At 72.7% G+C, this 12,713-nt stretch carries 13 protein-coding genes; 7 read left to right on the top strand and 6 right to left on the bottom strand.

Going from position 1 to position 12,713, the window contains the following annotated elements; translation table 11 throughout:
- Positions 1–63 precede the first annotated feature (63 nt).
- Genes ABC304_RS11635 through ABC304_RS11625 form a run of 3 tightly spaced genes read left to right on the top strand, consistent with a single transcriptional unit; the run spans position 64 to position 4,352 of the window.
- Complete coding sequence (locus ABC304_RS11635) at positions 64–1,083, top strand: endonuclease/exonuclease/phosphatase family protein (RefSeq protein ID WP_412930825.1); 1,020 nt, start codon at positions 64–66, stop codon at positions 1,081–1,083.
- 27 nt (positions 1,084–1,110) lie between these two features.
- Positions 1,111–2,550: an aminopeptidase P family protein gene (locus ABC304_RS11630; protein ID WP_412930823.1), complete on the top strand. Its 1,440-nt coding sequence runs from the start codon at positions 1,111–1,113 to the stop codon at positions 2,548–2,550.
- Positions 2,551–2,552: 2 nt separating this feature from the next.
- Entirely contained in the window at positions 2,553–4,352 is a 1,800-nt protein-coding gene (locus ABC304_RS11625) for a gamma-glutamyltransferase family protein (protein ID WP_412930822.1), read from the top strand.
- On the opposite strand, the gene ABC304_RS11620 is transcribed toward ABC304_RS11625, so the two are convergent.
- Together ABC304_RS11620 and ABC304_RS11615 are read right to left on the bottom strand one after the other, a co-directional pair.
- Positions 4,334–5,029 carry an alpha/beta hydrolase family protein gene (locus tag ABC304_RS11620; protein ID WP_412930821.1) on the bottom strand — a complete coding sequence of 232 codons (696 nt, stop codon included), beginning with the start codon at positions 5,027–5,029 and terminating at the stop codon, positions 4,334–4,336. The genes ABC304_RS11625 and ABC304_RS11620 overlap by 19 nt on opposite strands.
- A 5-nt stretch (positions 5,030–5,034) precedes the next feature.
- The gene (locus tag ABC304_RS11615) at positions 5,035–5,859 is read right to left on the bottom strand and encodes a YflT domain-containing protein (RefSeq protein ID WP_412930820.1); all 825 of its coding nucleotides are present in this window, start codon (positions 5,857–5,859) and stop codon (positions 5,035–5,037) included.
- A gap of 84 nt (positions 5,860–5,943) precedes the next feature.
- Here ABC304_RS11615 and ABC304_RS11610 point away from each other — a divergent pair, with 84 nt between their 5' ends.
- The 3 genes from ABC304_RS11610 to ABC304_RS11600 are packed head-to-tail and all read left to right on the top strand — an operon-like array spanning position 5,944 to position 8,956.
- Entirely contained in the window at positions 5,944–7,239 is a 1,296-nt protein-coding gene (locus ABC304_RS11610) for a magnesium transporter MgtE N-terminal domain-containing protein (protein ID WP_412930818.1), read from the top strand.
- Positions 7,239–7,814, top strand: coding sequence for a DUF1003 domain-containing protein (locus ABC304_RS11605; protein WP_412930816.1), 576 nt, complete (start codon positions 7,239–7,241; stop codon positions 7,812–7,814). The genes ABC304_RS11610 and ABC304_RS11605 overlap by 1 nt, the downstream gene beginning before the upstream one ends.
- Complete coding sequence (locus ABC304_RS11600; RefSeq protein WP_412930814.1) at positions 7,811–8,956, top strand: Mrp/NBP35 family ATP-binding protein; 1,146 nt, start codon at positions 7,811–7,813, stop codon at positions 8,954–8,956. Before ABC304_RS11605 ends, ABC304_RS11600 begins: the two co-directional genes overlap by 4 nt.
- A 1-nt stretch (position 8,957) precedes the next feature.
- Here the strand turns inward: ABC304_RS11600 and ABC304_RS11595 are convergent, their stop codons facing one another.
- Positions 8,958–9,344 carry a twin-arginine translocase TatA/TatE family subunit gene (locus tag ABC304_RS11595; RefSeq protein WP_412930813.1) on the bottom strand — a complete coding sequence of 129 codons (387 nt, stop codon included), beginning with the start codon at positions 9,342–9,344 and terminating at the stop codon, positions 8,958–8,960.
- Between the two features lie 62 nt (positions 9,345–9,406).
- On the opposite strand from ABC304_RS11595, the gene ABC304_RS11590 reads away from it, so the two are divergent.
- A complete protein-coding gene (locus ABC304_RS11590; RefSeq protein ID WP_412930812.1) occupies positions 9,407–10,048 on the top strand; it encodes an O-methyltransferase in 642 nt (213 codons plus the stop codon).
- 80 nt (positions 10,049–10,128) lie between these two features.
- On the opposite strand, the gene ABC304_RS11585 is transcribed toward ABC304_RS11590, so the two are convergent.
- From ABC304_RS11585 to dapE, 3 genes are all read right to left on the bottom strand, one after another.
- On the bottom strand, positions 10,129–10,302 hold the full coding sequence (locus ABC304_RS11585; protein ID WP_127095811.1) for a DUF3117 domain-containing protein: 174 nt from the start codon (positions 10,300–10,302) through the stop codon (positions 10,129–10,131).
- A 90-nt stretch (positions 10,303–10,392) separates the two neighbouring features.
- Positions 10,393–11,619 carry a hypothetical protein gene (locus ABC304_RS11580; protein ID WP_412930810.1) on the bottom strand — a complete coding sequence of 409 codons (1,227 nt, stop codon included), beginning with the start codon at positions 11,617–11,619 and terminating at the stop codon, positions 10,393–10,395.
- Entirely contained in the window at positions 11,601–12,677 is a 1,077-nt protein-coding gene (gene dapE / locus ABC304_RS11575) for a succinyl-diaminopimelate desuccinylase (protein ID WP_412930808.1), read from the bottom strand. The genes ABC304_RS11580 and dapE overlap by 19 nt, the downstream gene beginning before the upstream one ends.
- Between the last annotated feature and the right edge of the window lie 36 nt (positions 12,678–12,713).

Raw genomic sequence — 12,713 nt, 5'->3', positions numbered from 1 at the left:
CCTCCCACCGGGCGCTCCGAAGCCGCGCCGGGATCTCTCAGGCACCTGACATAGAGTCGCGGGGTGCTGCGCGTGCTGGGAGTCCTCCTGACCGCGCTCTGCGCCGTCGCGGCGGCCGTTCTCACCTGGCCCCAGCTCTTCCACCTCGAGCGCACCTGGCCGATCGCGCAGCTCGTCTCCTTCCGGGGGCTCATCGCCGTGGCCTTCGCGGTGCTGCTGCTGCTCCTGCTGCTGCTCGCGTTCGCGCGTCCCCTCCGCACGCTGGCTCTGTCGCTCGCGCTCGTCGCGGGCATCGCGGCGGCGGCCAACGCGGGTCTCGTCATGGTGCGCGGGATGGGAGCCGACACCCTGCCCGAGAAGACACCGGGCAGCATCCGGGTCATGACCTGGAACACCGCCGGCAGCGCCACCTCCCCCGACACCGTGGCGCAGATCGCGGTGGCCATGGACGCCGACATCGTCACGCTCCCGGAGACGACCATCGAGACCGGCGAGCAGGTGGCGATCGCCATGCGCGACCTGGGGCATCGCATGTGGGCCCACCACGCGGAGTACGGCACGGACGGCTGGGACGCGCGCTCGACGACGCTCCTCATCTCCCCCGACCTGGGCGACTACAGCGTGATCGAGTCCTCGCAGGACGGCACGAGCAACACCTCCACGGTTCCGAGCGCCGTGGCGATGCCCGTCAGCGGCACGGGCCCCATCGTCGTCGCCGCCCACGCGGTCGCGCCCCGCCAGAGCTACATGCAGCACTGGCGCGACGACCTGCAGTGGCTCGCGAACCAGTGCGCCGATGCGGACGTCATCATGGCGGGCGACTTCAACGCGACGCTCGACCACATGAGCGGACTCGGCGTCGACGGAGGTACTCTCGGTCGCTGCCACGACGCCGCGGCCGAGACCGGCAACGGGGGCGTCGGCACGTGGTCCACGAGCTTCCCCGCCCTCGCGGGGGCACCGATCGACCACGTGATGACCTCCTCGCACTGGCGCGCGACCGGCTCGATGGTCGTCCCCAACCTGGACGGCTCGGGCAGCGACCACCGACCTCTCGTGGTGCAGATCGAACCGGTCGACTGACCGCGCGGCGGGTGGAAGACTGGGACGATGACCACCACGGGAGACGGCGACACGATCGCCACGACGGACACCACGACCGAGACGGCACAGCCGGCGCAGGCGGCGACGACCAACCGCAAGCAGCCCTTCCCCCGCGGCTTCCTCGACACCATCTCCACGGGCTGGGCGGAGCGGCCCGAGTCGACTCCGCCGGAGCGCGACCAGGCCGCCTACGCGGCCGCCCGCCGCGACGTCGTGTCCGCCGCCTTCCCCGGTGCCCGCCTCGTCATCCCCGCCGGTGACGCGAAGGTGCGCAGCAACGACACCGACTACCCCTTCCGCGCGCACTCCGCGTTCGCCCACCTCACGGGGTGGGCCGCCGACGCCGAGCCCGGAGCGGTGCTCGTGTTCGAGCCGTCCGGCGACAGCGGGCACGACGTCACCCTCTACTTCCGCGAGCGCGCCGACCGGACGACGACGGAGTTCTACGGCGACGCCTCCATCGGCGAGTTCTGGATCGGTCCCCGCCCCTCCCTCGACGGCGTCGCCGCCGACCTCGGCGTCGCGACCGCGCACATCGACGAGTTCACCGCGGGCGACGACGACCGGGTCATCGACACCGATGACGACCTGACGCGCTTCGTGTCGGAGCTGCGCCTCGTGAAGGACGAGTACGAGATCGCGCAGATGCGGCTCGCCGTCGAGGTGACCGCCCGCGGGTTCGACGACATCGTCGCCGACCTGCCTCGCATCATCGAGCACCCCCGCGGCGAGCGGATCGTCGAGGGCGTCTTCCACTCCCGTGCCCGCAGCGACGGCAACGCCGAGGGATACAGCACGATTGCGGCATCCGGTCCCCACGCCTGCTACCTGCACTGGACGCGCAACGACGGCGCCGTGGTGCCCGGCGACCTCATCCTCATCGACGCCGGCGTCGAGGTCGACAGCCTCTACACGGCCGACATCACCCGCACGATCCCCGTCAGCGGCACCTTCACCCCCGTGCAGCGCCGGGTGTACGAGGCCGTCCGCGAAGCCGCCGACGCGGCCTTCGAAGCAGCCGTGCCCGGTGTCCGGTTCCGCACGGTCCACGAGGCCGCGATGAAGGTCATCGCGGCGAAGGTGCACGAGTGGGGCCTCCTGCCGGTGACGGCCGAAGAGGCGCTCGACGCCGACGCTGGAGGCCAGCACCGCCGCTACATGGTGCACGGCACGAGCCACCACCTGGGCATCGACGTGCACGACTGCGCTCAGGCGCGGCGCGAGATGTACTACGACGGCGTGCTGGAGGCCGGCATGGTCTTCACCATCGAGCCGGGCCTCTACTTCCAGATCGACGATCTCACCGTGCCCGAGGAGTTCCGCGGCATCGGCGTGCGCATCGAGGACGACATCCTCATGACCTCCGACGGCCCGGTGAACCTCTCGGCCGGCATCCCGCGGACGGCCGACGACGTCGAGGAGTGGATCGCCCGCGCCGGACGCTGATCGTGGACTACACCGCCCCGGAGTCCTTCACCACCCGGCCCGACCTGCAGGGCACGTTCGGCATGTCGGCCTCCACGCACTGGCTGGCGACCGGCACGGCGCAGTCCGTGCTCGAGCGGGGCGGGAACGCCTTCGACGCGGCTGCGGCCGCGGCCTTCGTGCTGCACGTCGTCGAGCCGCACCTGAACGGCCCCGGCGGCGACCTGGTGGCGATCGTGCAGACGGCGGATGCCGCGGCCCCCGCCGTGCTGATGGGCCAGGGCCCGGCGCCGGCGCGTGCAAGCATCGAGCACCTGCGCGGTGAGGGCCTAGATCTCGTGCCCGGTGCGGGCGGCCTCGCCGCGGCGGTGCCCGGGGCGGTCGACGCCTGGCTCCTCCTGCTGCGCGACCACGGCACGTGGGAGCTGGACGACGTCCTCGCGTACGCGATCGGCTACGCCCGCGACGGGCATCCGCTGAGCACCGGGGCGGCCGCCACCATCGCCCGCGTCGCCGAGCTGTTCCGCACGGACTGGCCGACCTCCGCCGCGCTCTGGATGCCGGACGGCTCGCCTCCGCCCGCAGGCCGCATCGTGCGCAACCCCGCCTACGCCGCGGTGCTCGACGCGCTCACCCACGCCGCGTGCACGATCCGCGACGACGGACCGGTCGGCCGCGCCGCGCGCATCGACGCCGCACGACGGGAGTGGAAGACCGGCATGGTCGCGCAGGAGGCCTCCGCCTTCCTGTCCGCTCCGCATCGCCACGGCGGCACGGGCGTGCACGCGGGCGTCATCACGCCCGACGACTTCGCCGCGTTCGACGCCGGCTGGGAGCAGGCCGTCACGCGCGGGTTCCGCGGCCTCACGGTGGCGAAGGCCGGCGCCTGGTCGCAGGGACCGACGCTCCTGCAGGTGCTGGGCATGCTCGAGCCGCTCGACCACGATCTGCTCGACCCGTCGCAGGAGCGCGGCGCGCACACCATCCTCGAGGCGCAGAAGCTCGCCTTCGCGGACCGGGACGCCTGGTTCGGCGACGACGAGGTCGACCTCGACACGCTGCTCTCGGACGACTACCTCGCCGCGCGCCGCGCACTCATCGGGGACAGGGCATCCGCCGAGTTCCGCCCCGGGGCCCTCCCCGGGCGCACCGCGTTCCACCCGCCGCTGCGCGAGACCCACGACGCATCCTCCGTCGCGTCCGGCGAGCCCACCGTCGCCCCCGACGGCCGCACGCGCGGCGACACCTGCCACCTCGACGTGATCGACCGCTGGGGCAACATCATCTCCGCCACCCCGTCGGGCGGGTGGCTGCAGTCCTCTCCCGCGATCCCCGCGCTCGGGTTCTGCCTGGGCACGCGTCTGCAGATGACGTGGCTCGAGCCGGGACATCCGTCGTCGCTCTCGCCGGGACGCCGGCCGCGCACGACGCTCACGCCCACGCTGGTGCTGCGCGACGGTCGGGCGGAGTTCGCGCTGGGCTCCCCCGGCGGCGATCAGCAGGAGCAGTGGCAGCTACTGGTGCTGCTGCGGATGACCGTCGGCGGCTACTCGCCCCAGCAGGCGATCGACGCCCCGGCGCTGCACACCACCGCGCTCGCGGACTCGTTCTGGCCGCGCACATGGACGCCCGCCGGCGCCGTGGTCGAAGGCCGTCTCGGCGACGAGCTCATCCGGGGTCTGGAGGCCCGCGGGCACCGTGTCACGCGCGCCGGCGACTGGTCGCTCGGCCGCGTGTCGGCCGTCGGGCGCGACCCGGAGACCGGGCTGCTGTGGGCCGCCGCCAATCCCCGCGGCATGCAGGGCTACGCGGCCGGACGGTAGCCGAGCGCCTGTCGCAGCTCCCGCGCCACGAGGGGCGCGAGGGCGGCGCCGACCTCTTCCGCCGGCGCGCGGCTTCCTTTGACCTCGAAGGAGTGGCCGCCGCCCTCGATCCAGACGATGCGGGCATCCCGGCAGCTCTCCACGGCCTCTTCCAGCTGCGCGTGCGGATCGATGAACGGGTCGTTCGACCCCTCGACGAAGATCTGCGGTGCCGTCACGAGCGGCAGGTGCTCGACGCGCGGCTTGTCGGGACGCCCCGGCGGATGCAGCGGGTAGCCGAGGTAGACGAGCGCGCCGGGTGAGATGACTCCCTCCGCTGCGGCCGTCGACGCCATCCGACCGCCGTAGGACTTCCCCATCGCGACCACCGGCAGCCCGGGGAGCAGCTCCGTCATCCGCCGGGTGACCGCGCGCCAGGTGGCGACGGCGTGCGGAGCGGGCCCCGGCATCCGCCGGCCGGCCTCGCTGTAGGGGAAGGCGAAGCGGACGACGGCCACGCCCTCCGCCGCCAGCGCGTCGGCGAAGCCCACGAGGAACGGATGCTGCATCCCCGCGCCCGCTCCGTGTGCGAGGCCCGCCACGGCCCAGGGCTCGGCGGGTGCGCTGATCCCGATCGAGACATCCGTTGGCCCCGCGGGCAGATCGACGCGCACGCGGTCGGCGGTCGGGCCGTCCATACCGGTCAGAGGGGCCGCGGAGTGCCTGGATCGGCGGTCGGCGGCAGAGCGGCGCCCGGGTCAGCGACGCCGGGAGGCGTCGGCGAGGGCTCGCCGGGGCCGGGGGCTATCTCGCCGGGTCCATCGGCGCCGGGCGACGCCGGGCCCGGAGCGGGAGGTGCAGGGGGCGCGGAATCAGGGCCGGGCGCGGGCTCGCCGGTGGCGGCCGGGCCCGAGGCGGGGCTGCCGGCCGGCACCGGCGGGATGCGCTCGCCGTAGCGCGGCGGCTCCTCGGGGGTCGGCTCCGGGGCCGGCCGCCACGGCTCGGGTGCGGGCGCGGGCTGCGCGGCGGGTGCGGCGGAGTGGGCGACCGGCGGAACGCCGTCGCGGCCGAGCACCTGACGGGCGCGGTGGATGTTGCCGTCGGTGACCGTCACCTCGTAGCGCTCGGCGGCCACCTGCATGACGGAGGCGAAGTCGCGGCGGCGGCGCACGATCGCGAAGGTGATGATGCTGAGGAGCATGCCCACGGCGATGCCGATGAACATGACGCCCACGAACGCCTGGATGGGCGCCGCGGGCGTGCCCAGCACGAAGATCGCAGAGAACAGCAGCCCGAGGAGCAGACCGTTGACCGCTCCGGAGCGCGCGGCGGCGGCGTAGCCGAGACGCCCGGTGACGCGCTCGATGGAGCGCAGCCCCTGCCCGACGATCGCGATGTCGCGCGCCGGCACCTCGGCGGCGATGAGCGCCGACACCGCCTTCTGCGCCGCCTCGTAGGTGGGGAACTCCGCCACCGTCTGCCCGACGTCCTCGCGTCCCGCCGGCACCCGTCCACCCACCATGCTCATGGCCCCATCCTCTCACGGGGTCCTGTGGCCTCTCCGGGCGTGGACGCCACCGGAACTGCGGGCGCACCGGACTACGCTGGACCGGTGAGCACGCAGAGGGTTTTCGTCGCACGCCTGGCGGGGTGCACGGTCTTCGACCCCGCGGGTGACCGGCTCGGGCGTGTGCGCGACGTCGTGGTCATCTATCGCAAGGATGATCCGCCCCGCGTCATCGGTCTCGTCGTGGAGATCCCGGGCAGGCGCCACGTCTTCGTCTCGATCGGTCGCGTCACCTCGATCGCCACGGGACAGGTCATCACCACGGGACTCATCAACGTGCGCCGCTTCCAGCAGCGCGGCGGCGAGGTGCGGGTGCTTGCCGAGATGCTCGGCCGAAAGGTCTACCTCGACTCCGGCTCCGTGCAGGCCGTCATTGAGGACGTCGCCATCGAGCACAGCCGCACCGGCGAGTGGGATGTCGGACAGCTCTTCCTGCGCAAGCCGAAGACGAGCGCGTCGCCCTTCGCGAAGGGGCCGACCACGTTCGCCAACTGGAGCGAGGTGCGCGAGAACGCCACGCCCGGTGAGGCGCAGTCCGCCGAGCAGCTGGTGGCCAGCTACTCCGAGCTCCGGCCGGCCGACCTCGCCAACACCCTCCTCGACCTCCCCGAGGAGCGCATGCTCGAGGTCGTCGACGAGCTCTCCGACGACCGGCTCGCCGACGCGCTCGAGGAGATGCCCGAAGACGAGCAGGTGCACATCCTCGAGTCGCTCGACGATGAGCGCGCCGCCGACATCCTCGACGCCATGGAGCCCGACGACGCCGCCGACGTGCTCGGTCAGCTCTCCGAGGAGCAGCGCGAGGAGCTCCTCGAGCTGATGGAGCCCGAAGAGGCCGAAGACGTGCGCGCGCTGCTGATGTACCGGCCCGACACCGCGGGCGGCCTCATGACGCCGGAGCCGATCGTGCTCTCCGCCGACGCCACCGTCGCCGAGGCGCTCGCCCTGATCCGTCGGCACGAGCTGCACCCGGCCCTGGCCGCCGCCGTCTTCGTCACCCTGCCGCCGTACGAGACGCCCACCGGCCGGCTGCTGGGCACCGTGCATTTCCAGCGGATGCTGCGCTACCCCCCGCACGAGCGTCTGGGCACGATCATCGACGACTCCCTCGAGCCCGTCCCCGCGGACGCCTCGGCGGCCGAGGTCGCCCGCATGCTCGCCAGCTACAACCTCGTCTCGCTCCCGGTCGTGGACGCCGCGCACCGGCTCGTCGGAGCGGTCAGCGTCGATGACGTGCTCGACTACCTCCTGCCCGACGACTGGCGCTCGCAGGACTCCGATGAGGATGCTGCGGCATTCCCCGTCCCGGTCACCACCGCCATGACCCCGCGGAGGCGCTGATGCCCCGCCAGTCGCGCCAGGTCTCGCTCGACGCGCCCCTCGGGCGCGGGAGCAAGCTCACCCGCAACCCGCAGCAGTCCCGCGACCGCTTCGGACGGTTCTCCGAGTCGTTCGCCCGGGCGATGGGCACCAGTGGGTTCCTGATCGGCATGACGGTCTTCGTCGCCGTGTGGCTGTTGTGGAACAGCCTGGCGCCGGTCGAGCTGCAGTTCGACCCGAAGGCCACCAACTTCACGCTGCTGACGCTCATCCTGTCGCTGCAGGCCTCGTACGCCGCCCCGCTCATCCTGCTCGCGCAGAATCGTCAGGACGACCGCGACCGGGTGCAGATCGAGCAGGACCGCCAGCGCGCCGAGCGCAACCTCGCCGACACCGAGTACCTGGCCCGCGAGATCGTCGCGCTGCGGATGGCGCTGACGGAGCGCTCCAGCGAGATGGTGACGCGCGACGTGCTGCGCGGCGAGCTGAAGACCCTCCTCGAGCACCTGGAGAAGGACGAGCGCACCGAGCAGACCGAGGAGCGCGTCACCGTGCGAGGCGAGCGCGCCCACCGCGCGGAGCGCGCTTCGTCGTGAGCGACGCCGACGACGTCCGGCGCCGCGTCGGCGCCGTCTCCGACCCCGAGCTCCGGCGTCCCCTCGAGGAGCTGGGGATGGTCCGCGGCGTCGAGGTGACGGACGACGTCGCGCGCGTCGCCATCGCGCTCACGATCGTCGGCTGCCCGGCGGCGACCCGGATCGAGGCGGACGTGCGTGCGGCCGCGGCATCCGCCCCCGGCATCTCCCGCGTGGAGATCGAGGTCGGCGTGATGAGCCCCGAGGAGCGGAAGTCCCTCACCGAGCGCCTGCGGGGAGGACGCGCGGCGCGCGAGATGCCATTCGGACCGGACTCGCTGACCCGGGTGATCGCGGTCACGAGCGGCAAGGGCGGCGTGGGCAAGTCCACCGTCACCGCGAACCTCGCCGTCGCGCTCGCCCAGCGCGGGCTCTCCGTGGGCCTCGTCGACGCCGACGTGCACGGGTTCTCCATCCCCGGTCTGCTGGGCCTCGTCGGGCCGGACGGCCTGCCGCCCTCGCCGACCCGCATCGACGACCTCATGCTGCCGCCCGTCGCCTACGACGTGAAGACCATCTCGATCGGCATGTTCCTGCGCAGGAGCACCGACGGCCCGCTCGGGGCCGTGGCGTGGCGCGGGCCGCTGCTGCACCGCACCGTGCAGCAGTTTCTCACCGACGTCTTCTTCGGCGATCTCGACGTGCTGCTGCTGGACATGCCACCGGGTACCGGCGACGTCGCCATCTCGGTCGGGCAGCTGCTCCCCCACGCCGAGGTGCTCGTGGTCACGACGCCGCAGTCCGCCGCGTCGGATGTCGCGATCCGCAGTGCTCTCGTCGCCAGGCAGACGGGTCAGCGCGTCATCGGCGTGGTGGAGAACATGGCGGCGATGACCCTCCCCGACGGCTCCACGCTCGATCTCTTCGGTGCGGGAGGCGGTGCGGAGGTCGCCGAACGGCTGTCGACACCGGAGGAGCACGTGCCGCTGCTCGCGTCGATCCCGCTCAGCACGACGCTGCGGGCGGACGGCGACGCGGGGACGCCGGTGGTCGCGGCGTCCGCGGCCGACCCCGCCGCCCTCGCCGTCAGGGCGCTCGCGGAGCGCGTCGCGACGATGCCGCGCGGGCTCTCGGGGCGGAGCCTGACGGTCCGCCCGCGCTGACTCAGGTCGCTTCGGAGTCGAACGGGGTCGGGCCCGCCTCGGCCCGCTGGCCGGGCGTCAGCGAGGTCGCAGCGGCCCCGGCGGCGAGCATCGTCGCGGCGGTCGAGGCGGCGGTGACGGTCGGCACCGGCGCGTCGTCGAGGAGGGCCTCGCGGATGATCCGCCGCGGGTCGTACTGCCGGGGGTCGAGCTTGCGCCAGTCGACGTCGTCGAAGTCGTCGCCCATCTCCTCCTTGACGCGCGAGCGCGCGCCCTTGACGAACTCCCGGGCACGGGTGGTGAAGCGGGCGAGTCCTTCGGCGTAGCGCGGGAGACGCTCGGGACCGATCAGGATCGCGGCGATGACGCCGATCACCAGAACCTTCTCGATGGTCAGGCCGAAGAACATGCTCACAGGTTACCCGCCGCGCCTGGGGGTCGGTCCGCACGCGGCGACGTAGGCTGGCGGGCATGGGTGATCACGACGCGGACCGCAGATTCGCTGCCGAGGCGACGATCGAGCCCGACCACATCACCCGTGCCCGTGCGCATGCGCTCGAGCTCGGCGCAGCGCCCGTCAGCGCGCCGGTGGGTGCGCAGATCGCCGTGATCGCGGCGGTCTCGAACGCGCTGAACATCGTCGAGATCGGCACCGGCGCCGGTGTCTCCGGCCTGTGGCTGCTGCACGGGTCGCCCCGGGCGACCCTCACCACCATCGACAACGAGCCCGAGCACCTGGCCGTCTCGCGCAGCGCTTTCGCCGATGCGAAGATCCCGGCCGCGCGCGCCCGCTTCATCACCGGGCGGGCGGCCGATGTGCTTCCGCGCATGAACGAGGCGTCCTACGACATCGTGCTCGTCGACGCCGACCCGGCGGGCGTCATGGACTACGTCGAGCACGCCCTGCGCCTCGTGCGCGTCGGTGGAACGGTACTCGTCCCGCGTGTGCTGGGCGGCGGCGCTGTGGCGGACCCGGTGCGCCGCGACGCGGTCACGACCGCGTATCGCACCCTGATCCGCGAGACGCAGGCCTCACCCGCCGTCATCGGCGCACTGTCGATCGTCGGCGAGGGGCTGCTGCAGCTCACCACCGTGCCCGACCGCACCTCCTGACACGGCTCGGCTCGGCTCACTCTCCGCGAACGACGACGCGGCCGGCTCCCGAGTGGGAACCGGCCGCGTCGAGGCGTCGATCAGGCGGGTGCGACGACTCCGCCCAGCACGTCGTAGAGCTCTTTGGCCTCAGCGTCGTTCACGGAGACGACGAGGCGACCGCCGCCCTCGAGCGGCACCCGCACGATGATCAGGCGCCCCTCCTTCACGGCCTCCATAGGTCCGTCTCCGGTTCTCGGCTTCATCGCTGCCATCGCGGCTCCTTTTCGTCGAATGTCTTCACGTGAAAGTTTATCGTGCGCTCGGGCACCCCGGACGACCGCGGCCGACCTCGGCCGCGAGGCTCAGGGAATCTGCCAGTACGTGTACCCGAGGGCGTACATGTTGTAGATCCACCACCACTGCGCGAGCAGGCTGACGGCCAGCACGCCGAAGCGCCAGAGCTTCGACCGCGGCACGGCGACGGCGCCCCACAGGGGGGACAGCGGGAGGAGGAGCCGGAAGATGCTCGACTGCGGGAAGAACACCAGCAGGATGTACAGCAGATAGCTCGCCGACCAGAGCCGCAGCTCCACGCCGAGTCTGCGTACGGGGCGGTTCGCCACCAGTAGCACGGCGATGACGACGACGGATGCCGCGAGCACCACGTACCCGACGACCGGGCCGAGTCCCCACGACGTGAACCAGAACGCGGCCGCCTGCACGAACCCCTCGAACGGCACGAAGCCGCTGTCGCCGCCCGGCAGCCAGTTGCGCCGCCATGCGAGCTCGGTGGCGAGGTAGGCGTTCGGATCCCCGGTCACGACGCCCGCGATGACCTGCCAGGCGAACCCGACGATCACCGCGAGCGCGCCGGTGCCGATGATGTGCACCACCTCGCGTATCCGCAGGGGCTCCCGGACCCGGGTCGCGAAGCGCCAGATACCGAAGAGCCCGAGGAAGAGGGCGAAGGCCAGCACGCCGGGGCGGGTGAATCCCATCAGCGGGATGAGGAGGTACAGCAGCCCGTAGCGCCGCCGCAGCACCGCATCCAGGGCCAGCAGCATCCACAGCAGGAAGAGCGACTCGGCGTAGCCGACCTGGAACATCGCCGCGAGCGGCGCGCACGAGAACAGCAGCACGGCCCAGAACGCCGCGCGGGCGCCGATCCGCGGCCGGAGCATGCGGTGCAGCACGAGGCACGACAGGTAGCCGGCGACGAGCGAGATCACGAGCGCGCCGGCGCCCCACGATCCGAGCGGCAGACCGACCGCGGCCGAGAGGTAGGCGTGCACGGGCATGAACGCCCACTGGTTCTCCGACACGAGTCCCGCGGCGGTGCGCGGGAGCACGTCGGGGTAGCCGTTCACCGCCGTGAACCAGTACCACGTGGCATCCCACCCCACGACGAAGGATCCGAGCGACGGCGACGCGCCGAAGCGCGACCCGGGTACGGCCAGGGCCGACGCGAGGAGGAAGAACGCCGTCGTGACCAGCCGCGCCGCGACGTAGACGATCGCGATGCGGGCGGCGACCGGCAGGCCCGACCAGCGCCGCAGCGCGCGGGGAGCCGTCAGTGTGCCGTCAGCCACGACCGCAGTCCGCGCTCGACCGCCTCGATCTGCGCGAGCGGCACGCGCTCCTCGTCGTGGTGCGCGAGGTGCGGGTCGCCGGGTCCGTAGTTGACGGCGGGCACGCCGAGGGCGCTGAAACGGGCGACGTCGGTCCAGCCGTACTTGGGACGGGGGACGGCGCCGACCGCGGCCACGAACTCCTGAGCGAGCGGCGCATCGAGCCCGGGACGAGCGCCCTCCGCCAGATCGACGATCTCGACGTCGAACCCGTCGAAGACCGAGCGGACGTGGCGGCTCGCCTCATCGGCGTTCCGGCTCGGTGCGAAGCGGTAGTTGACCTCGACCTCGCAGAGGTCGGGGATGACGTTGCCGGCCACTCCGCCGCCGATCCGCACGGCGTTGAGACCCTCGCGGTAGGTGAGCCCTTCAACGGCCACGTCCCGCGGGCGGTACTCGGCCAGCCGCGCAAGGATGGGAGCCGCGCGATGGATCGCGTTCTCGCCGATCCACGAGCGCGCGCTGTGCGCCCGCACGCCGTGCGTGCGCACCACGGCGCGGAGGTTGCCGTTGCAGCCGCCCTCGACCTCGCCGCCGGACGGCTCGCCGAGGATCGCGAAGTCGCCCGCGAACAGATCGGGGCGCGTGCGCGACAGGCGCGTGAGCCCGTTGAGATCGGCGTCGACCTCCTCGTGGTCGTACCACATCCAGGTGATGTCGACCCGGGGCGCGACCAGCTCGGCGGCGAGCTTCAGCTGCACCGCGACGCCGGCCTTCATATCGACGGTTCCGCGTCCCCAGAGGTGCGGCTCTCCGTCGACGACGACGTCGCGCGTGGGGAGGTTGCCGTTGACGGGCACGGTGTCGATGTGGCCCGCGATGACCACGCGCTGCGCCCGCCCGAGCTCGGTGCGGGCGACGATCGTGTCGCCGTCGCGGTGCAGCGTGAGGTGGCTCAGCGGCCGGATCACGGCGTCGATCGCGTCGGCGAGGGCGACCTCGTCTCCTGAGACGCTCGGGATGTCGCAGATCGCCCGGGTGAGGTCGACGGAGGACGCGGACAGATCGAGCACCGGCATGCCCCGAGTGTACCGGCGACGGGTGTGCCGCCCGGG

The organism is Microbacterium jepli (assembly GCF_047237905.1).
GTDB lineage: Bacteria > Actinomycetota > Actinomycetes > Actinomycetales > Microbacteriaceae > Microbacterium.
The sequence above is the reverse complement of the archived record's forward strand: the minus strand, read 5'-3'. Positions and strand labels throughout refer to the sequence as shown.

Coding starts and splice junctions, on each gene's coding strand:
- ABC304_RS11630 (WP_412930823.1), top strand. CDS start 1,111: ATGACCACCACGGGAGACGGCGACACGATCGCCACGACGGACACCACG.
- ABC304_RS11620 (WP_412930821.1), bottom strand. CDS start 5,029: ATGGACGGCCCGACCGCCGACCGCGTGCGCGTCGATCTGCCCGCGGGG.
- ABC304_RS11615 (WP_412930820.1), bottom strand. CDS start 5,859: ATGAGCATGGTGGGTGGACGGGTGCCGGCGGGACGCGAGGACGTCGGG.
- ABC304_RS11605 (WP_412930816.1), top strand. CDS start 7,239: ATGCCCCGCCAGTCGCGCCAGGTCTCGCTCGACGCGCCCCTCGGGCGC.
- ABC304_RS11595 (WP_412930813.1), bottom strand. CDS start 9,344: ATGTTCTTCGGCCTGACCATCGAGAAGGTTCTGGTGATCGGCGTCATC.
- ABC304_RS11590 (WP_412930812.1), top strand. CDS start 9,407: ATGGGTGATCACGACGCGGACCGCAGATTCGCTGCCGAGGCGACGATC.
- ABC304_RS11585 (WP_127095811.1), bottom strand. CDS start 10,302: ATGGCAGCGATGAAGCCGAGAACCGGAGACGGACCTATGGAGGCCGTG.
- dapE (WP_412930808.1), bottom strand. CDS start 12,677: ATGCCGGTGCTCGATCTGTCCGCGTCCTCCGTCGACCTCACCCGGGCG.